General features: G+C 35.3%; 18 protein-coding genes and 2 pseudogenes. 10 read left to right on the top strand and 10 right to left on the bottom strand.

Annotated features, from left to right (window positions below):
• A pseudogene (locus tag AC4AGG_RS10735) lies at positions 1–822 on the bottom strand (hypothetical protein); the annotation flags it as partial.
• A 254-nt stretch (positions 823–1076) separates the two neighbouring features.
• On the opposite strand from AC4AGG_RS10735, the gene AC4AGG_RS10740 reads away from it, so the two are divergent.
• The 5 genes from AC4AGG_RS10740 to AC4AGG_RS10760 all read left to right on the top strand — a co-directional run bounded on the left by AC4AGG_RS10740 (position 1077) and on the right by AC4AGG_RS10760 (position 7821).
• Positions 1077–1646 carry an anthranilate synthase component II gene (locus tag AC4AGG_RS10740; protein WP_489771999.1) on the top strand — a complete coding sequence of 190 codons (570 nt, stop codon included), beginning with the start codon at positions 1077–1079 and terminating at the stop codon, positions 1644–1646.
• 159 nt (positions 1647–1805) lie between these two features.
• Positions 1806–2192 carry a hypothetical protein gene (locus AC4AGG_RS10745; protein ID WP_489772000.1) on the top strand — a complete coding sequence of 129 codons (387 nt, stop codon included), beginning with the start codon at positions 1806–1808 and terminating at the stop codon, positions 2190–2192.
• Positions 2193–2266: 74 nt separating this feature from the next.
• A complete protein-coding gene (locus AC4AGG_RS10750; RefSeq protein ID WP_489772001.1) occupies positions 2267–5449 on the top strand; it encodes an efflux RND transporter permease subunit in 3183 nt (1060 codons plus the stop codon).
• Positions 5450–5465: 16 nt separating this feature from the next.
• Positions 5466–6686 (top strand): TolC family protein, encoded by a 1221-nt coding sequence (locus tag AC4AGG_RS10755; protein ID WP_489772002.1) that lies wholly within the window; start codon positions 5466–5468, stop codon positions 6684–6686.
• Position 6687: 1 nt separating this feature from the next.
• Entirely contained in the window at positions 6688–7821 is a 1134-nt protein-coding gene (locus tag AC4AGG_RS10760) for an efflux RND transporter periplasmic adaptor subunit (protein WP_489772003.1), read from the top strand.
• A gap of 324 nt (positions 7822–8145) precedes the next feature.
• Here AC4AGG_RS10760 and AC4AGG_RS10765 read toward each other — a convergent pair whose 3' ends face one another.
• Positions 8146–8934, bottom strand: coding sequence for a T9SS type A sorting domain-containing protein (locus AC4AGG_RS10765; protein WP_489772004.1), 789 nt, complete (start codon positions 8932–8934; stop codon positions 8146–8148).
• Positions 8935–9290: 356 nt separating this feature from the next.
• Between AC4AGG_RS10765 and lipB the strand changes: the two genes are divergently transcribed.
• Positions 9291–10013, top strand: a complete 723-nt coding sequence (gene lipB / locus AC4AGG_RS10770; protein ID WP_489772005.1) for a lipoyl(octanoyl) transferase LipB — start codon at positions 9291–9293, stop codon at positions 10011–10013.
• A gap of 40 nt (positions 10014–10053) precedes the next feature.
• Here lipB and AC4AGG_RS10775 read toward each other — a convergent pair whose 3' ends face one another.
• The 3 genes from AC4AGG_RS10775 to AC4AGG_RS10785 all read right to left on the bottom strand — a co-directional run bounded on the left by AC4AGG_RS10775 (position 10054) and on the right by AC4AGG_RS10785 (position 11561).
• Positions 10054–10341, bottom strand: coding sequence for a putative quinol monooxygenase (locus AC4AGG_RS10775; RefSeq protein WP_489772006.1), 288 nt, complete (start codon positions 10339–10341; stop codon positions 10054–10056).
• Positions 10342–10383: 42 nt separating this feature from the next.
• Complete coding sequence (locus AC4AGG_RS10780; RefSeq protein WP_489772007.1) at positions 10384–11076, bottom strand: phosphoadenylyl-sulfate reductase; 693 nt, start codon at positions 11074–11076, stop codon at positions 10384–10386.
• A gap of 77 nt (positions 11077–11153) precedes the next feature.
• Complete coding sequence (locus tag AC4AGG_RS10785) at positions 11154–11561, bottom strand: RrF2 family transcriptional regulator (RefSeq protein ID WP_489772008.1); 408 nt, start codon at positions 11559–11561, stop codon at positions 11154–11156.
• A 42-nt stretch (positions 11562–11603) separates the two neighbouring features.
• Between AC4AGG_RS10785 and AC4AGG_RS10790 the strand changes: the two genes are divergently transcribed.
• Positions 11604–12032 (top strand): DUF4268 domain-containing protein, encoded by a 429-nt coding sequence (locus AC4AGG_RS10790; protein ID WP_489772009.1) that lies wholly within the window; start codon positions 11604–11606, stop codon positions 12030–12032.
• A gap of 60 nt (positions 12033–12092) precedes the next feature.
• Here AC4AGG_RS10790 and AC4AGG_RS10795 read toward each other — a convergent pair whose 3' ends face one another.
• The 4 genes and pseudogenes from AC4AGG_RS10795 to pepE form a co-directional block, all read right to left on the bottom strand.
• A complete protein-coding gene (locus tag AC4AGG_RS10795; protein ID WP_489772010.1) occupies positions 12093–13553 on the bottom strand; it encodes a hypothetical protein in 1461 nt (486 codons plus the stop codon).
• 1 nt (position 13554) lies between these two features.
• Positions 13555–14712: a sensor histidine kinase gene (locus AC4AGG_RS10800; RefSeq protein WP_489772011.1), complete on the bottom strand. Its 1158-nt coding sequence runs from the start codon at positions 14710–14712 to the stop codon at positions 13555–13557.
• A 33-nt stretch (positions 14713–14745) separates the two neighbouring features.
• Positions 14746–16107, bottom strand: coding sequence for a D-alanyl-D-alanine carboxypeptidase/D-alanyl-D-alanine endopeptidase (dacB, locus tag AC4AGG_RS10805; protein ID WP_489772012.1), 1362 nt, complete (start codon positions 16105–16107; stop codon positions 14746–14748).
• A 229-nt stretch (positions 16108–16336) separates the two neighbouring features.
• Positions 16337–17029 (bottom strand): annotated as a pseudogene (gene pepE / locus AC4AGG_RS10810) (dipeptidase PepE).
• Between the two features lie 647 nt (positions 17030–17676).
• On the opposite strand from pepE, the gene fsa reads away from it, so the two are divergent.
• The 3 genes from fsa (at position 17677) to AC4AGG_RS10825 (ending at position 18927) form a co-directional block, all read left to right on the top strand.
• Positions 17677–18330 (top strand): fructose-6-phosphate aldolase, encoded by a 654-nt coding sequence (gene fsa / locus AC4AGG_RS10815; protein WP_489772013.1) that lies wholly within the window; start codon positions 17677–17679, stop codon positions 18328–18330.
• 108 nt (positions 18331–18438) lie between these two features.
• Positions 18439–18654: a hypothetical protein gene (locus AC4AGG_RS10820; protein ID WP_489772014.1), complete on the top strand. Its 216-nt coding sequence runs from the start codon at positions 18439–18441 to the stop codon at positions 18652–18654.
• Positions 18655–18927 carry a hypothetical protein gene (locus AC4AGG_RS10825; protein WP_489772015.1) on the top strand — a complete coding sequence of 91 codons (273 nt, stop codon included), beginning with the start codon at positions 18655–18657 and terminating at the stop codon, positions 18925–18927. It abuts the gene before it with no gap.
• 442 nt (positions 18928–19369) lie between these two features.
• Here AC4AGG_RS10825 and AC4AGG_RS10830 read toward each other — a convergent pair whose 3' ends face one another.
• Entirely contained in the window at positions 19370–20230 is an 861-nt protein-coding gene (locus tag AC4AGG_RS10830; protein WP_489772016.1) for a GLPGLI family protein, read from the bottom strand.
• Between the last annotated feature and the right edge of the window lie 34 nt (positions 20231–20264).

Consider the following 20264-nt stretch of genomic DNA (forward strand, 5'->3'; position numbering starts at 1 on the left):
ATGATTATTAACGGTGTTCTGTAAGTTGGTAAAATCAGCATTGGTGACAAATGCATTGGATAAATCCACAGACTGAGTTGCGCCTTCTTCATTTACATACGATAAGGTCGTGCCTGAGAAACTCAAATTCGTAGTTGTCTCTAAATCTTTAATGTCAATAACCGATGTTGTACCATCTTCTTTGTAATAAGTCAATGTAGAACCCGTAGCCGCTAAATTTGTGATGGTCTCTTTGACTGCAAACACAGTTCCGTTAGGAGCCGTGACAGTCGCAATAAGATTTCCAGAATTGAGCAAATCATCTATATCAAACTTGTCAACATAATTTTTTGTCGCAGCATCCTGCGCATTAACAGGATTTGACAAATTAGTAATACTGCTATTTCCTGCACTATTACCCACCGACAATACTTGTATTAAATTTTTGTTTGTCGAAATCTCTAACCATTGAGTACCACTATAATACCACCATGAATTGTCGGTTGTATTTTGATAAGTGTCACCGGTTTTTTCCGTCCCTACAACCGTCGGATTTGTAGTCCCGGAGGTAAATTTTTCATTATTTGAAAATAAAGATGGATTAGCAGTCTGTACAATCATATTGGAAGATACATACTTCAAAACTCCATCCGAATTGAATACCACAATAGAGTCCTTAGCCGCAGCAAGGTCTCCTACAAGGTGGTCAATATCTCTAAATCTAAGCGTCCCATTGACATCAAGTGTCTCCGTAGGAAGAATTGTATTAACTCCAACCTTTCCCGTCTGCGAAGAAAATAATGCCGTAATGAGAAATCCTGAAAATAATAGAATTCGTCTCATTAAAATGTTTTTTTATTTGAGCATTCATTGTACAAAACGAGCCGTAACCAACTATTTTTCAGCAGATATGATAATAAACATGAAATTTTTCACTAATATTATATTTTAATGACAATTTTATTAAACTATTGATATATGTTTCTAAATTTTGTCCATACAAGTCTCTAAATAAAATGTACTAGCTTACCTTAAATATCGAGTAATTGGTTTCGAATAAGAATTTCTATTACTAAATTCGCAGCATATTAAATCCCATGAAGGTACTGGTTTTTGACAATTACGATAGTTTCACCTACAATCTTGTTCAGATCTTAGAGGATATCTTAGGACAAGCAGCTGTTACAGTTGTAAAAAATAACGAGGTGGGCATTGACGACATCCACGAATTTGACAAAATCATTATTTCTCCTGGCCCCGGAGTTCCTTCTCATGCAGGGAATCTTCTGGAAGTTATCAGACATTTTCATGATAAAAAACCCATTTTAGGTGTTTGCCTTGGACAGCAAGCTATTGCAGAGGCATTTGGTGGAAAATTAATCAATCTAAAGCAAATACTTCATGGCGTTTCGAGTGAAGCAACAATAACAAATGAGCATCGAATTTTCAATAATATATCTTCCCCTTTGACAGTTGGACATTACCATTCGTGGGCGGTGAGTCCTGAAAATTTTCCAGAAGAATTAGAAATTACTTCTATTGATGAACATGGTATCATTATGTCTCTGAAACATAAGGAATATGATGTCCATGGCGTCCAATTCCATCCCGAAAGCATCTTAACTCCCTTCGGAAAGGAGATTCTTAAAAACTTTCTTTTGGGTTAAATAATTATTTACAGGAGCAATTTTAATTCTGCCAGTACCTACTTTGTAATAATTTGGATTTCTAAAACAGCTGGATTAGAAACTATTAACTTTTACAGCTTATTTCAACAAAATATTTTCTTATTTCATTTTGTTTTGTAATTTTGTTTTAACAAGTAAATGAAAAAACTAATTCCATATTTATTTCTCGTTTTGCATCTGGTGGCTTATCCAGAAGCGAGAGAATTAATGAAGTTGCCTTTACTTGTGGAGCATTTTATCTCTCACGAAATAAAAAATCCTGACACAACTGTTTTTTCATTCATCCAAATGCATTATTTGGGTACACCAATAAAAGATGCAGATTATAAGGAAGATATGAAATTACCGTTCAAAGTTCACGATTGTTCTTTCACGGCTTTTAACCTTCAGATTCCACCTAAAACCCTTGAAATTTCGTTTGGGTCTTCAAAAATATTTTCTGAGAAAAATCAAAATTTTTCTTATTTCGACCATTTTACCACTCAATATTTAAGCTCTGTTTTCCGTCCTCCGATTTTGGTTTAAGTATTAGTTTTTCAATTTTTGTCAGAGTATCCATCTGTTCAGAATCTTAATGCTATCATTTAAATCAAAATTTTATGCTTAACAAAATCATAGAATTCTCCATAAAAAACAAGCTGATTATCATCCTATTGACACTCGGTTTAATAATCTATGGATTTTTCGAAGTCAAAAAATTACCAATAGACGCCGTTCCTGACATCACAGACAATCAGGTTCAGATTATCACAGTTTCTCGAAGTTTAGGAGCTCCTGACGTGGAACGTTTCATCACATTTCCGCTTGAACAAGCCAATAATAACATCCAGGGAATTAAGCAAATGCGGAGCTTTTCCCGATTTGGACTTTCCGTGGTCACTATCGTTTTCAAAGACGATGTTGATATTTATATGGCGCGTCAACAAGTTGCCGAACGTTTGCAACAAGTCTCCAAAGACATTCCGCAAAATTTGGGAACACCAACAATGGCGCCTATTTCTACAGGGTTAGGAGAAATTTATCAATACACCATCCGTCCAAAAGTCGGTTACGAACACCGTTACAATCCCATGCAATTGCGGACGATTCAAGATTGGATTGTTCGTAGGCAATTGTTAGGAACACCAGGTGTTGCAGATGTTGCGAGTTTTGGTGGCGACCTCAAGCAATACGAAGTTGCCATCAATCCAACACAACTCAAAGCAATGGGCGTTACCATTCAAGAAGTATTTGATGCACTTTCCAAAAACAATCAAAATACAGGTGGAGCCTATATTGAGAAAGGTCCGACTGCACTTTTCATCAGAACCGAAGGTTTGATGGGAAAGATTCCCGATATCGAAAATACGGTTGTTAAAAATCTGGATGATGGAACCCCAATTTTAATTAAAAATATTGGAAGCGTACAATATGGAAAAGCCATTCGATATGGTGCAATGACCTATAATGGTAAGGGAGAAGTTGCTGGTGCTGTCGTGATGATGATGAAAGGAGCCAATTCCAACGAAGTTATTGAAGAAGTAAAATCCAGAATTGAAAAAATTCAGAAAACCTTACCTGAAGGTGTTAAAATTGATCCGTTTTTAGATCGAACCAAAATGGTCAACAACGCCATCGGAACTGTCGAACGCAACTTAACCGAAGGTGCATTAATTGTGGTCTTTGTCCTCGTTTTATTCTTAGGAAATTTACGCGCAGGATTCTTGGTAGCCTCAGTTATTCCATTGTCGATGCTGTTTGCCATCATTATGATGAATATTTTCGGGGTTTCTGGAAATTTGATGAGTTTGGGAGCCTTGGATTTCGGACTTATTGTTGATGGAGCCGTCATCATTGTAGAAGCAGTATTACATCGACTGCATCATCTTAAAAACTTTAATGACAAGAAGATTTCGCAACAAATGATGGACGACGAAGTTTATACTTCGGCCAGCAAAATGATGAATTCTGCGGTGTTTGGTCAAATCATCATTTTAATCGTTTATCTTCCTATTCTCACTTTGCAAGGTATTGAAGGTAAGATGTTTAAACCTATGGCGCAAACGGTTATTTTTGCCCTGTTAGGAGCGTTTATTCTTTCACTGACCTATATTCCGATGATGAGTTCGCTTTTTCTTTCCAAAAAAATTGAAGAAAAGAAAAACTTCTCTGACCGAATGATGGAAAAACTGGAAAGCTGGTACCAAAAAACACTATCCAAAGTTCTTAAAATACCTAATTTGGTGTTTTCTGCAACGGTTGTTCTGTTTTTCATCGCTGTATTTGTCATGACGAGATTGGGTGGAGAGTTCATTCCATCACTTCCTGAAGGTGATTTTGCCGTTGACACCAGAGTTTTGCCAGGAAGTAACCTGAAAACTTCTACAGAAGCGGTTTTAAAATCTCAAAAAATTCTTTTAGAGAAATTTCCCGAAGTGGAAAAAGTAGTTGGAAAAACAGGAAGTAGCGAAATCCCAACAGACCCGATGCCTATTGACGCGAGTGATGTTATGGTCATTCTAAAACCTCGCTCGGAATGGACTTCGGCAACGTCTTATGATGAGCTTGCAGAAAAAATGTCAGCAGAACTCAAAAAAAATATGGTGGGCGTTACCTTTTCTTTCCAATATCCTGTTGCTATGAGATTCAACGAATTAATGACAGGAGCAAGACAAGATGTGGTCTGTAAAATTTTTGGAGAAAATCTGGATACTTTGAAGGTGTATGCCAATAAATTGGGAGAAATCTCAAAGAAAATTGAGGGAGCTCAAAACATCTATGTTGAACCTATTTCCGGCATGCCACAAATTGTAATTACCTACAATCGAGATGCTATGTCTCAATATGGACTGAATGTGGAGGACGTCAATAATATTGTGAATACCGCTTTTGCGGGGAAATCAACGGGTTCTGTCTATGAAGGCGAAAAGAAATTCGATTTGGTGGTGCGTCTTAGTGGAGACCAAAGAAAAAACATAGAAGATGTTCAGAATCTTTTGATTACCACCTCTTCTGGAGCAGAAATTCCTTTGAATTCTGTGGCAAAAGTCGAAATGAAGGAAAGCGTGAATCAAATCCAAAGGGAAAATGCGCAACGCCGAATTATTGTTGGTTTCAACGTCAAAAATCGGGACATACAATCCACTGTTGAAGATTTGCAAAAAAGCGTGGACGAAAAATTGAAACTTCCCGCAGGATATACCGTTACTTACGGTGGGACTTTCGAAAATCTACAACAAGCCAAATCACGCTTAGGCATCGCAGTTCCTGTAAGTTTATTACTGATATTATTAATGTTATACTTTGCATTTCGTTCCATTAAATATGGATTACTAATTTTTTCAGCCATACCACTTTCTGCAATTGGAGGCATCTTTTCGCTTTGGCTTCGAGGGATGAATTTCAGTATTTCTGCAGGTGTCGGTTTCATCGCATTGTTTGGAGTCGCAGTACTCAACGGAATCGTCCTAATAGCCGAATTTAATCGACAAAAAGAAAAGCATACCGACCTTAAAGACATTGTTAAAATAGGTGGAAAAACAAGATTGCGTCCCGTTCTAATGACCGCCTTTGTGGCTTCACTCGGATTTTTACCAATGGCGATTTCTACTGGAGAAGGTGCAGAAGTACAAAGACCTTTGGCAACCGTAGTTATCGGCGGTTTGTTATTGGCAACGTTTCTTACCCTCTACCTTTTGCCAGTATTTTACATTTGGTTTGAAAATCATTTCCCTGAAAGGAAAAGCAAACTGAAAGAAATGAGTGATGAAGAAGATGGCTACGAAGTTCAAATCGAAGATTAACCGTAATTCAACCATTATGAAAAACAATTTTTTAATCATATTAACCCTATTTTTATCTGGATTAACATTGAGTCAAACGCCTATTTCCTTGGAAACAGCGTATGAAAAGGCGTTGAAAAACAATACCGAATTAAAATCGGGACAGCTAAGGGTAGATTATCAAGAAAAAATAAAAAACTCTTACAAAACCGTTGAACCACTGAATATTTCAGCGGAAGTGGGACAAATCAACTCGGCTTATATTGATAATAAATTTTCGGTAAATCAAACCTTTAGATTACCTGGATTTTATAAAAATCAAAAACAAGTTTTGTTGGAAGAATGGAAAAGCTCGCAACTCAGTTTGGACTTCCAAAAATGGCAACTGAAACGTGAAATTTCATTGATATATAACGAACTCAACTATCAAGACGAAAAGGAAAAACTCTTGAAAAAGACCGATTCCATCTACGCTAACTACTACAAAAGAGCTGAACTTCGTCTGAAAAAAGGTGAAAGCAACATCCTTGAAAAAACCACAGCGGAAAATTATAGAAGCCAAGCCGAAATGCAACTTCAAAACTTACAAAAAGACCGAGATATTTCGCTGTATCAGTTCAATTACTTAATTAATGATGGTCAACTTTATACCAATCAAAATGCGGATTTTTTTAATCTAAAATTAAATGAATTAAATGCCGATTACTCAGAAAATTCGCCTCTATTAAAGCAATTAGAGCAGCAAAAGAAGATTGAAGAAGCCAAACTTTTAGCCGAAAAAGCAAAGCTAAAACCAAGCTTTAACTTAGGCTACAATAACGGAAGCATGAAAGGTATGGGTGCCGATGACGTTTTGTACAGTGGTTCTCGACGGTTCAGTTCTGGGATGTTGGGTGTCGGAATTCCGATTTTCAATACTTCTCAAAAATCATTGATTGAAGGACAAAAAATCAATCAGGAAATTGCCGAAAACAATTACGAAATTGGAGTCAATCAACTGAAAAACCAATACGCCAAAACCTACGGAGAATATCAAAAAATCCTAGGTGAACAATCCTATTATAAAACCAAAGGTTTGGAAAATGCCAAAACGATATTGCAAACCGCCAACCGATTGTATTATGAAGGTGAAATCAATTATCTGGAGTGGTCTATTTTGGTGAATCAAAGTTTGGAGATTGAAAATAAGTACATTGACAATCAAAAACTTTTGAATGAAAAAATCATTGAGTTAAACAGCTTAAAAAATGAAAATTAAAATGAAAAAATCAATCTATATATTTCTTTTCTCACTGCTTATTTTTTCTTGTTCAAAAAAGGAAGAAGCAGAAACTGAAGCCGTGACAAATGTGGTTTCCAGCGATGTTGTTTCATTGAACGGTGCTCAAATAAAAAATGCAGGGATAGAAGTTGGAACTTTAAAAGACGAAAATATTTCCAATAGAATTCGACTCAACGGAACCATTGATGTTCCACCTCAGAATATGGCCAGCGTTTCTGCACCAAGTGGCGGTTACGTGCGCGTTTCACGATTTATGCCCGGAAATTATGTTGCAAAAGGACAAACTTTAGCCGTTTTAGAAAATCCAGATTTGGTACAACTTCAGCAAGATTATTTGTTGGCAAAATCCAATTTGAGCTATGCTCACAAGGATTATCAACGTCAAAAAGAGCTTAATCAAAGCAAAGCAAGCTCGGACAAAGTCACTCAAAAAGCAGAAAATGAAGTCAGTACTGGAAATATTATGATGAAAGGAATGGCTGAAAAATTAAGAATTTTAGGCATTAATCCTAACACACTTACTGCGAATAATATTCAAAAAAATATTGCAGTGGTGGCACCCATTTCAGGCTATGTTTCTTCTGTTAATATCAACCTTGGGCAATATGTTTCGCCTACAGACAAAATGTTTGATATTGTGAACACGGACGATGTTCATTTGATGTTAAAAGTCTTCGAAAAAGATTTGAACAAAATTATCATTGGTCAAAATGTAGAAGCTTATACCAACGAAAATCCCGAAAAGAAATTCCCTGCAAAAGTCATCTTAATCAACAAAGATTTCAGTCCAGATAGAAGCGTTTTGGTGCATTGTCATTTCTTAGGCTACGAACCTCATCTTATTGCAGGGACTTTCATGAATGCAGACTTGGAAGTCGATGCGCAAAATGGCTATGTGATTTCGGATGATGCCATTGTTACTTGGGAAGACCAACAGTATATTTTTGAAGAAATAAAACCAAAAACCTACAAGATGACGCCCGTTAAGCTTGGAAATTCCGAGAATGGCTTCACCGAGTTAGTGAATTTCACGGATGTTTTAGCTTCAAAAAAATATGTTACCAAAGGTGCCTATCAACTTCTAATGGCTTTGAAAAACGTTGAGGAATAGTGACTTACCAATGGAAAGGGTCGAAATTAAGCCATATCATTTTTAAAAATTTGCTTTAAGAAAACCGGATCACTTCCTTCTTGTCGAGCTTTTTCATGTCTATTTTTTATGAAAATCTGGGATGAACACAATATATTGGCGAACCAATACAAGCTAAACGACACAAATGTTACTTTTGGTAAAACCTTACTCGAAAATGAAGACTGGAAAAGTAAAGCAGGAGATTTCATTAAATGTATTAAGGAATAAATCTTTGATTATTAATCTATAAAAAAGAGGCCATCTAAAAAGACGGCCTCTTCTGTTTTCTGGATGAAGACGATGTTATTTCTTCACAATCTTTTGGGTAAACTTTTGCGTCCCATTATTAACCTCCACGATGTACATTCCTGGGGTTAAAGATGATGTATCAATAGTACCTTCATTATTTACACGTTCAGATTTCAGAACCTTTCCATCAATAGAATAAATATTGACAGCACATTTCTCAGGTAAAAATAATTTGAGTTCATTACGAACAATTGTATTCATTATTACAGATTTATCGAGTGAAATCGTATTTGCAACCGCTAAAGTTGCTACATCTTGAAGAGAAAAATCATCATAATACGCCGTTCCATTCGGATAAATTCTAACTGAATATTGCAAGCTGACAACTCCAGCTGGTGCAGTAACATCTACTGTATACTTTGTCCAAGTTTGTGAATCTGGTAAATAGCCATTATTAGGTCCCCTTAAAGGATCTCCTGTATTACTAAGTGGATTTCCGTTTTGATAAATCAACCCTCCTGATGAATTAAGGTAACGGGAGTAGATTCTTGTATTGGTCGTATCAGTAGCATCTATAGTATTATATGCTTTGTACCAGAAAGAGAGCCTGTACGTTACCCCCGCTGTTACTGGTACAACTTGCATAAAACCACTTGTTGTATTTGAATTAATGTAGGCTACAGATTTGGTCCCTGAATGAGCATCTGTAGATTCTACAGTAGGTAAAAGTGTATAAGTCGTAACGTATCCTAATTCCCAATTGTTAAGATCAGACTCAAAAGATGGATTTTGCACTAAATTCTGTCCTGTAGCCAACAAAAACCCAGAAAGGATAAGTGCCAAAGAGTATTTTTTTTCATAAAAATATTTTTTTCTAATTTAACAATATTACAAAATTAAAAAGGCATTAATGTACAATTTACTTAATTTCTACAAATCACAATAAAAAGATTAAAATTTTATTCACTTTTATTATATTACTTAAAAAAAATAAATGAAAAACAAAATCGATAGAAAAACTAACAGACCACACCAAAAACCAATTAGTTAATTTGGTTTCAAAAAGCCTTGTAATTGAACTATAGAAAAAATTAAAAATGATAAAAGACCAAAATAAAGAGCACTCCGTTTCTACACTTTCCGGTTTTTAAAATTTAAGATTTTTATTTTTTGTATTTTTGGATTTCAAATTTTTCAAAATGACCATTACTCAAAATAGAACGCTAACTTTCGAAGACTTAGGAATCATGGATTATCTGGCTGCTTTTGAAGCTCAGGAAACTTTAATGAAATCTATCATCGACCTCAAGATCCATAATCGCGATCGCACCGACGGAATCTATGAAGAAACGCCTAATTATTTTCTGTTTGTAGAACATCCTCACGTCTATACTTTAGGAAAATCTGGAGATGAGCACAATATGTTGGCTAACCAAGACAAACTCAAGGAGATTAACGCTACTTTCGTTAAAACTAATCGTGGTGGGGACATTACTTATCATGGATTTGGGCAAATTGTAGGCTACCCGATTTTGGATTTGGACAATTTCAAATCAGACATTCATTTGTACATGAGAAATTTGGAAGAGGTGATTATTAGAGTGATTGCAGAATATGGGCTAAAAGGGGAAAGAAGCGAAGGCGAAACAGGTGTTTGGTTAGATGTTGGAAAACCTTATGCAAGAAAAATCTGTGCAATGGGTGTCAAAACTTCGAAATGGGTGACTATGCATGGATTTGCACTTAATGTTAATACAGATATGCGCTACTTCGAATATATTATTCCTTGCGGAATCAAGGATAAAGCGGTTACTTCCCTCAAACGAGAATTAGAACGCGAATTTACGATGGAGGAAATCGCAGAACTAAAAGAAAAAATCAAAAAACATTTTGCGGAAGTTTTTGAAGCTGAATTCAAATAGAAACAAAAAATCGGAAAAATAATTTTCCGATTTTTTTTATTTAAAAGACTTTATATCCTCGATAGACCTCTTTGGATTCTATCAATTTCGAAGAGTTTCTCCTGAACTCATCAATATGTTCGCTTACGCTGTGTTGATGATGATGTTCTTCGGTCTCCCAAAGTTCGGTAATAAAGAACACTCCTTTTTCTTGTCTGTCTTCGACTACATCGTACTGCAAGCAGCCTTCTTCCTTTCTGGTTTCGTGTGTTAATTTTTTCAGTAGTTCAATCGCATCAATCAAGTCAGATTCCTTGAATCTTAAAACTGCAACAATATATAATTTCATCCTATTTTATTTGAACGCCGAAAATACACAACTTTTGCGAAACTACGAATGTAATCCGCATTCTTTTTCGGAATTTTCCCACCACCAACGTCCAGCACGAGGATTTTCTCCCGGTTCGATGGCTCTCGTACAAGGTGCACAACCGACACTGATAAACCCTCTTCTATGCAATGATAATTCCTGCACTTGATGTTTTGTCAAATAATCCAAAACATCGTCATAACTCCAGTGTATCAACGGATTGAATTTATACAAATTTCGAGTTTCGTCCCATTCGATAATGCTAAAGTTCTCACGATTTTCTGATTGTTCGGCTCTTAATCCAGTAATCCAAACATCTGCTCCTTCCAAAGCTCGGTTGAGAGGATTAACTTTTCTTACCTGACAACAAGCTTTTCTATTTTCGGGTGAAAAATAAAAACCATTGATTCCCTTTTCCTTCACATAATTCTCTACTTCTTGGGCGTCTGGAAAATATACTTTTGTCGGAATTTTATACTTTGAATTATTATTAGCCAAAAGTTCGTAATGCTCATAGAACAATCGACCTGTGTCTAAAGTAAAAACTTCAATAGGTAATTTTTCCTTGAAAATAACATCAGTAATAATCTGGTCTTCTTGTCCTAATGATGTCGAAAAAACGGTTGTTGATGGAAATTTTTCTACAACGAAGGCTAAAGCATCTCTTAATTCTAACCCTTCTATATGCTGGATTTCTTCTGGTGTAAAACTCATTTTTCTATTTTTGAGACAACAAATTTGCAACAAATCTACTACTCTACCAAATTAGTAGGGTAATAATTTTAGAAAAACTAATCTCTAAGATTCAACAAACTCTTGCTCTCAAGAATACCGAGCGAAACATCTCTTACCTCAATCAAAATATCATGAAGTCCGCAATGCTCTTCATTGCAGTTTTCACAGTTTTCGTAGAAATTAAGACTCACACACGGGATCATCGCAATAGGACCATTGACCAAACGGATAATTTTGGCCAACGAAACATTCCCAGGATTTTCCAAAAAGAAATAACCTCCTCCTTTTCCTTTCTTACTATCAAGTATTTCGGCTTTTTTGAGTTGTAAAAGAATCTGCTCCAAAAACTTCATCGGAATTTTCTTGGCTTCTGCGATCTCAGCAATTCCTACAGGCTCGGACTCACTTTTCTCAACCAAATAAGAAAGCGCTTTGAAGGCATATTGCGATTTTTTAGAGAGCATAATATTCGAAAATTGGTTACTTTTGAAGTCCAAAAATATAAAATGTTTTCCAAACAAGAAGCACAACAACTCAAACAAGAATTCTGGACGGCCTTCGGAAAGAGCTTTCCTCGAAAGTGGATTTTGTATGACACGAAGATTAAGGACTTCTCATTCAAATTTTATGCTGATAACAAAAAAGCAGAAGTCTCCATTGACATCGAGATGAAAGACGAAATCTTCAGAAATGCTTATTATGAGAAGATTTGGTCGTTGGAGAGCATTTTGGAGGAGGAAACTGGTCCTTTCCACAAAGACGAATTTTATACGTTAGACAACGGAAAAGTAATTGCTCGCATCTGGGTGGAGAAATACAATGTTTCCATTTTTAACAAAAATACTTGGCAAGAGATTTTCGAGTTTTTTGTCGAAAAAATGGACGCTTTCGAAAGGTTTTTCTGGGAGTACGAGGACTTTATTAAAGATGTTTAAAAAAAACGAAATGCTAAGATAAAACACCTGACCACATCCTGGACAACTTGAAATCAAATACTATAATTTGAGATTGAAATCTTTTTCAAATTCTTTAATTTTTTCTTTCGAGTAGTCATGATCACCATTCATCACTTTAGGTTTCAATTTTCTTATGGCGTTAACGGTGTAATTAAACAGTTCTTTATCATTTAGATATTGAATTGTTTTAGTCGCATCAATTAAATAATTCGTATTATCCTCTCTATCAATCCTCTTTTTTAAAGCGGCTTTTTGATTTAAGAAGACCTCTTTATCATCGAGAAATCTCACAAAAAAATCCAAATTGCTAAGAAAATCAAGCTCTAAAATATATTTTCCTACAATCTCTTGATACATTGAAGAATTAAGGTTTTTCAACTCCTTTACTTGTTGTTGCTGAAAATTTGGCTTCCTATCAGTAATTGCGTAACTATGGGGAGGATGCTCATCAATTTTATATTTTTTAAAACCTGAATACAGATATTCCGCAAGTTGATCTTTTGTCAAAATTTTCTTCGTATAATTTTCAAAGACGTAATCATTGAGAATCCCATTTTTAATCCATGCTTCTTGTATCAGAGGGTAGTAATCCTCACAATAATATACCTCCACTTCAACTCCATTTTTATCGTATTCCGTTTTCCCCAAATACGTACAAAATGCTTTGACATATAATGACTTGGAATCTAAAATTTTGCTTATTAGGTTCTTAGCTTCTGGTGTACAGAATTTCGAAACAGCGTATAAGTAATCCTGATTTTCTATCTCATTATCAACAAAATTTTCTAAAAAAGGAATAAATTTTTCATCAGGAAATTCTTGAATTGCAAAAAAAGATTTGCTTCCAAAACTCTTAATTAGCTCAATATCACTTTGCTTTTTAAAATATGAAATATAAGTAAGTAACTGATATGCTCTATTTTCACTTACCAATTCACGTATTAAGTAGTAGTATTTTTCATTTTTGGGAATTTCTCCTTGTAAACTCTGAAGTAAATTAATGTTAATAGGTTTTGTTGCAAAAATGTGATCTATAAGTTCACTTTTCAAAGGGGTATCAACATCAATATTCTTGGAGTTTATTTCATCATTCATTGTTAAAGCCTCAAAAACATCCCCATTCAAAGTCCATTTTCCAAAGACTGGATCATTATTAGGAAGACAACCTATATATTCTACATAATCATTATTTGTAACATTTTTTTTAAACATCTTTATTAGAAGAACTCTATCTTCCCTTTTAATAATTATATCCGTTGCCAAATGTTTAACTGGATAATCAAAATTTCCGAAAAAGATATTATAAAGTTCATCAGAAGTTGCCGTATTAAGAATTGCCGTATTCTTCTCTAAATCTGGAGGAATACCATTCTCTAAGCTAAAAATATTGAGTCCTGAGACAATTTTTTGATATTCCATCGCAGCATTTTTAACCCTATCGGAAACCTGTCCAAAAAATAAAATTGGGAACACAAAAAATATGACAAGTAACTTTTTCATCCTAAGACTTCTTCAAAACAATACGAAAAGTTGTTCCTTTCCCCACTTCGGTGTGAGCGATTTTGATGCTTCCGTTGTGGTATTCTTCGATGACTCTTTTTGTAAGACTTAGACCAAGGCCCCACCCCCTTTTCTTGGTAGAAAAACCAGGTTTGAAAACATTACTTGCAATCTTACGAGTCATGCCGTTCCCGGTATCTTTAACGTCCAAAATGATGTTTTTGTTTCTTTCATAAAGAGAAATCACCAAAATCCCCTCTCCTTTCATTGCATCTACGGCATTTTTGACCAAATTTTCAATCACCCAACTTAATAGAATTCGGTTATGAGGAATCAAAATATCCGAATCAGGTGGCGCAAAAATAAAACGCACTTTAGTAGAAATTCGAGTTTTGAGGTACTCGTAGTTTTGCTTTACGGTTTCAGAAAGGTTAGTATCATTAAGCTCCGGAACCGAACCAATTTTGGAAAAACGTTCGGAAATGGTCCTCAATCTTTCGATGTCTCTACCAATCTCATCAATTCCTTCAGAATTTTGGTTTTCCATTTTCATAATTTCCAACCAACCAATCATCGAAGATAATGGTGTCCCAATCTGATGCGCTGTTTCTTTAGCCAAGCCAGCCCAAAGAAAACCTTCGTCGGTCTTCTTGATTGTTCTTAAAAACCAGTACGAGAACAAAAAATATGTCAAAACCAACAACCCTAACACATAGGGAGAATATCTCAATTTATTAAGCAACGGCGAGTTATCGTAGTATAGTAACTGATTGTTATTATCAGGAAACTTCAATTCTATTGGTGGATATTTGCTCTCCATTTCCTTGGCTAACTCTAATATTTTTGCGCTATTAGTTTCATATTCCGAAGGAATATTTTTATGGTCAATGACTCCATTATTCTTGTCCAAGATGATAACAGGCATGGTTTTGTTAGATTCATAAATCTGAAGCAAAAGCGCCTGAACTTCTGGTCCTGGATCCACGACATCCTGTTGAAACTTAATCGCATCAGCCAAAATATTAACACGTTTGATTTCTTCCTGCCTCAAATAATCAACCAGAAAAACAGAAGATACAATGAGTCCACCCACGACCAAAGTCATCAGTAAAAAAACGAACCAATTATTGATTCTGGAAATTAGAGGACGGGATTTCACAATAATCTTCTATTAAACAGAAATTTTTGAATTTTATTTTAAAACATTCAGCACTTTGTACAACGCTTCACTAATATCATTGCCTTGATAATTATTGATTATAATGGAAAATACATAGCCATTATGATAACCTGCAAAAGATTTGGTATCTCTTATCGTTCCGCTTTTCATTTTCATTCCATTTCCTTGAGTTGGAAAACCTTCGAAATAAGACTTAAACCAAGTTTGCTTTTTACTCCAAATCAAAGCCTGAACTTCAGCTCTTGCAGAAACATAATTCTGCGGTGAAAGTCCACTCCCATCAGCAAAATTAATCATATAGGAATTGATTCCTTTTCCTTTCCAAAAGTCTTTGAGATAATCTACACCAACTTTGAAACTCCCCTCTCCTCGTTTTTCTTTAGCCATTGTCTTGACCAAAGTTTCTCCGTAAAGGTTAACACTTTTCTTAAGAAACCAGTACACAATTTTGTCCAAAGTTGGAGATTGATAAGTAAAGAATATATTTTTGGAATCGCCTTTTATTAGAGACTTTCCATCGATTTTCTGTTGAGAATTAGTAACAATACTACCACTGAAATTAATCCCTTTCTCTTTCAGAAACTTAACTATTTCCACCCCTAACTGATAAGGAGGATTGGGAATCGCGCCAGAAACCGTCGTTGTCTTTCCTGCGGGCAAACTTCCATTAATTAATCCAACATTAGAATGAGGGGCTGTAAAAACCAAACTCTCGTCAGAGCTTCCACCTTCGCTCACCTCACTCACCCATTTGACTTGGTCCATATCAATATTAAATCCCTTGACTTTCTTACCGTACATCTGCATGTCGAACTGATTTTCTCGCCAGTTAACACCCCAAACTCCGCTTCCATAATAATTACCCATATCATCCCAAGCATAACCTCCAGGAACATTCTGAAAATCAAAAACACTGTCATCAATAACCAGATTTCCATTAATTTTTGAAATTCCTTTTTGTTGAATTGCAGTAACTAATTTTTGAAGAAAATCTTCGGGTTTGTAGCCTTCATAACGCCAACTTCCCAATGTTGGATCACCATTAGATGTAATCACCAAATCACCCTGTAATTGACCTTGGGCAAGTGTTCCATTATAAGTTGCTGTAGTTTTGTATCTGTAATTTTCACCCAGTGTTTCCAATGCGGCTGCGGCTGTAAATATCTTTTGAGTTGATGCTGTGGAAAGTCCTTTGTTTCCATTATATTCATAAACAAAATTTCCCACTTCGTCCGCAACATATACTGAAAGATTGGCTGAATAAGCTGGTGCTGAATTGATTAAATTCTTGGTCGCCGAATCCAATTTGGATGCTACATTTTGCGAGTAAAATAATTGAGTTGAAATAAATAGTAAAACAAAAATCTTTTTCATGCATCTAAAATCTATTCAAATATAAAGAAAATGTTTGGGTCGAACACAGATTGCCTTCTTAGTGTATTAAACGCGCATAGAATTAATTTAACAAAATTGAAAAACCACCCCGTCTTCCGAACAAGTTCGGAATCCACCCCTCCAAAGGAGGGGAATTAACTACCCCATTAATTTCACTCAATCTCAATTGCCACCCTTCTGGAAGAAGGGGAATTTTTAGTTCCAATATTTATAGGATGCTTCCTGCTTCTACTTCATAAGGTTCTTTTCCCTTTTCGAAAATCCTTGTCCTTTCGGAACCTTCAACGGTAATCAAGTCTCCAACACGTCGAATCCAATTTCCTTCTCTTAAACCAACTACTTTGACATCGTTCTGCGTCAAAAACTCTTTGATTCTCATTTCGCGAGTTTCTCCGTTGTGCTTCAAATTAGGATTATGGTCTAAATAGTGTGGATTAATATTAAATGGAACCAAACCCATGCAATCAAAACTCGGAGGATAGACAATCGGCATATCATTAGTGGTCCTCATATTAATTCCACCAATATTACTTCCTGCGCTGGTCCCAAGATATGGCTTTCCGTTTTCTACATTTTAGCGAAGAATCTGCATCAAATTTTCTTCATGAAGCGTCTTCACCAACAGAAAGGTATTGCCTCCTCCTGTGAAATAACCTTTAGCGTTTTGAATTGCTTCGGCTTTGTCATCAAATTGGTGAAGTCCTCTTACTCGGATACCAATATTCCCGAAAAACTGAGCTGCAATGTCGGTATATTCTTGATGCGAAATTCCGCTGGGCCGCGCAAATGGGATAAAAAGGATTTCGTCCAATCCAACGAAAAGTTCCTGAATTTCAGTGGTCAAATAATCTAAATATTTACCTCCGTAAAGTGTAGAAGTTGAGGCAAGAATGATGTTCATGTGATTGAAATTGATCTAAAACAAATGTATTGATTTTTTTGAAAATCGGGGAAAGGAAAAGTTAGGGGTTGCAGGTTGCGAGTTTAGGGATGCGGGGAGATGGGTGATGGATGATGGATGATGAGTGATAAATGATAAGTTATAGATGATAAGTGATTGATGGTTAGTTTGAAAGAGGTAGGATTTGAGATAAAAAAATTTAAAATAAAATCATAGAAAACCTAATCCAAAATAAAAACTGGTAATTCTAAAGCCCAAACTCGCAACTCAAAACTCGTAACCCGAAACCTAAAACCCTGAACTGGCAACTTGAAACTCGCAACTCAAAATACTGAACGCGAAACCACTAACTCATAATCCGAAACCAAAAACCCTGAGCACGAAACCCTAAACTCGCAACTCAAAAAAAAACACCTTACAAAGAAAAAAGCCTGAACATAGCCCCGGTTGTAGCGATATCCTTTTTCTTTTTTGGTGAGGGCAAATGAACCCATTCAGCGTTTCGGACGCTGAAAAGGTTGGCAAAAAAAGAAAAAGATAAAGTGGAAAACGGGTGAGTCACGTCTTAGAAAACCAAAACATCTTGCTCCAAAAAATCTCATGTATTTTATTATCTTTGTGCAACTTAAAATTCTTAATTACAAACAATGAAATTTTTTATCGACACGGCCAATCTGGAGCAAATTAAAGAAGCACAAAATCTTGGAATTTTGGATGGTGTAACAACCAATCCATCGTTGATGGCTAAGGAAGGTATTAGCGGAACCAACGCTATTATGCAACACTACAAAACGATTTGCGAAATCGTAGATGGTGACATTTCTGCGGAAGTTCTTTCCACAACGTACGACGAAATGGTTAAAGAAGGTGAAGAATTGGCGGCTATCCACCCGAATATTGTGGTGAAAATCCCAATGACAAAGGATGGTGTGAAGGCTTTGAAGTATTTTTCGGACAGAGGAATCAAAACGAATTGTACTTTGATTTTTTCTGCTGGTCAAGCGCTTTTGGCTGCGAAAGCGGGAGCTAATTATGTTTCGCCTTTCTTGGGTAGATTGGATGACATCTCTACAGATGGTCTTGCGCTTATCGAGGAAATCCGTGTGATTTATGATAATTATGGTTTCGAAACCGAAATTTTAGCGGCTTCTATCCGTCACTCTATGCATATTATTAATTGTGCAAAAATTGGTGCTGATGTGATTACTTCGCCTCTTGCTCCGATTTTGAGTTTGTTAAAGCATCCTTTGACAGACAGTGGATTGGCGCAATTTATAGAAGATTCTAAGAAATTGGGATAATCCAAAAAAATCCCCAAAGGGGACTTCTTTATTGAATAAAATTAGTTACGGCGGGAGCAAAGCTCCCGTCGTAATTTTTATACTTTTACAAACTCTAAAAAACAAAAGATGAACTACAGAACTAATGGTGGAGTCGGTGCCTTACTTGACGAATATGAAAAAGCACTTAACGAACTTATTTTATCCATTCAGGATTTATCTGAACATCAACTTTCCGAAATCGTAGATTTTGAAACAAAAGATGAAGAATGTCGTTCGATACAAAATATTTTGGCTCATATAGTACAAAGCGGTTACACTTATGTAGTAGAAGTTAGAAAATGATTGGGCGAAGACGTTTCCTATAAAAATGTTGAAATTCTGTCCAATTCAAAAGATTATCAATTAGCTTTGAAAACGATGTTCGAGTTTAACGAAAAATTATTTGAAGATTATCCAAACATTCAACTTTGCGAGAATGACACCAACAAAAAAATAAGAACAAGATGGGGACAAATCTACGATGTCGATCAGATTTTTGAACATGCAATTGTCCACATATTGAGACATAGAAGACAGATAGAAAAATTTAAAACAATACTCAAAAGCCGTAGTTAAAGTAAAAAACAACATACAAAAATCATAACCTAAAAAGAGTAATTCTAAGAAGTGAAATTGATGTCTCTTTTTTTTTCTTCTAAAGCGACGTTTATTATATGTTTTCCCAAAGAAATTACATTCAAGATTTTGTAACCCCCAACAATGATTTTTTTTGATTTTTTAGAGAAAAAAAATATTGACCAGAGGCGAAGCTAATACATTGTAATCAAACATAGCTCAATAACTTTCAATATCTTCAATAGCTGTCGGCTATACAAAGAATTTCACCAAGTAATTTTGACTATTATACCTTGAACAAATTAATTACGGCGGGAGCAAAGCTCCCGCCGTAATTATTGCTAATTGAAAATATCTCTTCCGTGGTATTTCTTGTTATGATCTAATCCTCATGTCTTACAATATTATCAGGTGATATCAAATTACATTAATTATGAAATGATTATTTCACGAGTAGGTCAAGTTCGATAAGATTATTGTTTTTCTTAATCACTTCTTTGGCTGCATTCTCTCTATCTCTAATCATCTGTTGAGCAGAGACTTCAACTCCATCTCTCATCACTTTGAAACTTGGATTTTCTTGCACCATTAATCTCAACGATTTTGCGGGATCGTTCCTATTTTCCCAAAAAAGCTTTTTGTACTTAATATAACCTATTTCAATTGGAGCGTCATCATATTTGGAACTAATACTTTTACTATCAGAGGTTTCTTCACCTTTCGAAACAGACTTCAAATCAAAAACATGATATCCTTTTTCGTCTTGAAGTCTAACTATAAGACCCGGAAGTCCATGAAATTTGTATGGCCCATCTTGGATAGGAATATCAGCAGTAAAATAAGCTATCCATCTGCGACCAAAAATAAAGGTTTCTGCTTTTTGCGTTTTATAGGTCCCAATTTGTTGTGATTCGGACAAAACCTTCCATTGCATTGCTCTTTCATCAGAAACTTTATAGTCATTTCCTCCCAATGGAGCATTATAAAACACTTTATAGTCAGGATAAGTCTTTTCTACTTCATAATAGATTTTTCCTCTATAAGTGTTATTAATAAAAATATCCAAACTTCCTCCAGCCACCTGACGTTGAATATCAATCTCAGAAATTGAGTCTGCCTTATACTTTTCATAACTACAAAACTTAGAACCATGTGATTCAACTTTCAGCATCATCATTTCGACCTCAACATTTTTAGGTTGTGTCGAATCATTTATAAATTTATATTCATAAATAAATCTCTGATTCTGCCCAAAATAAAAAATTGAAAGTAAGAATATTAAAATGGAAATTATTTTCTTCATCAAGTGTTTTTTTTGTATTTACCTAAATATAAAT

This window comes from Chryseobacterium sp. CG10_8 (genome assembly GCF_058117085.1).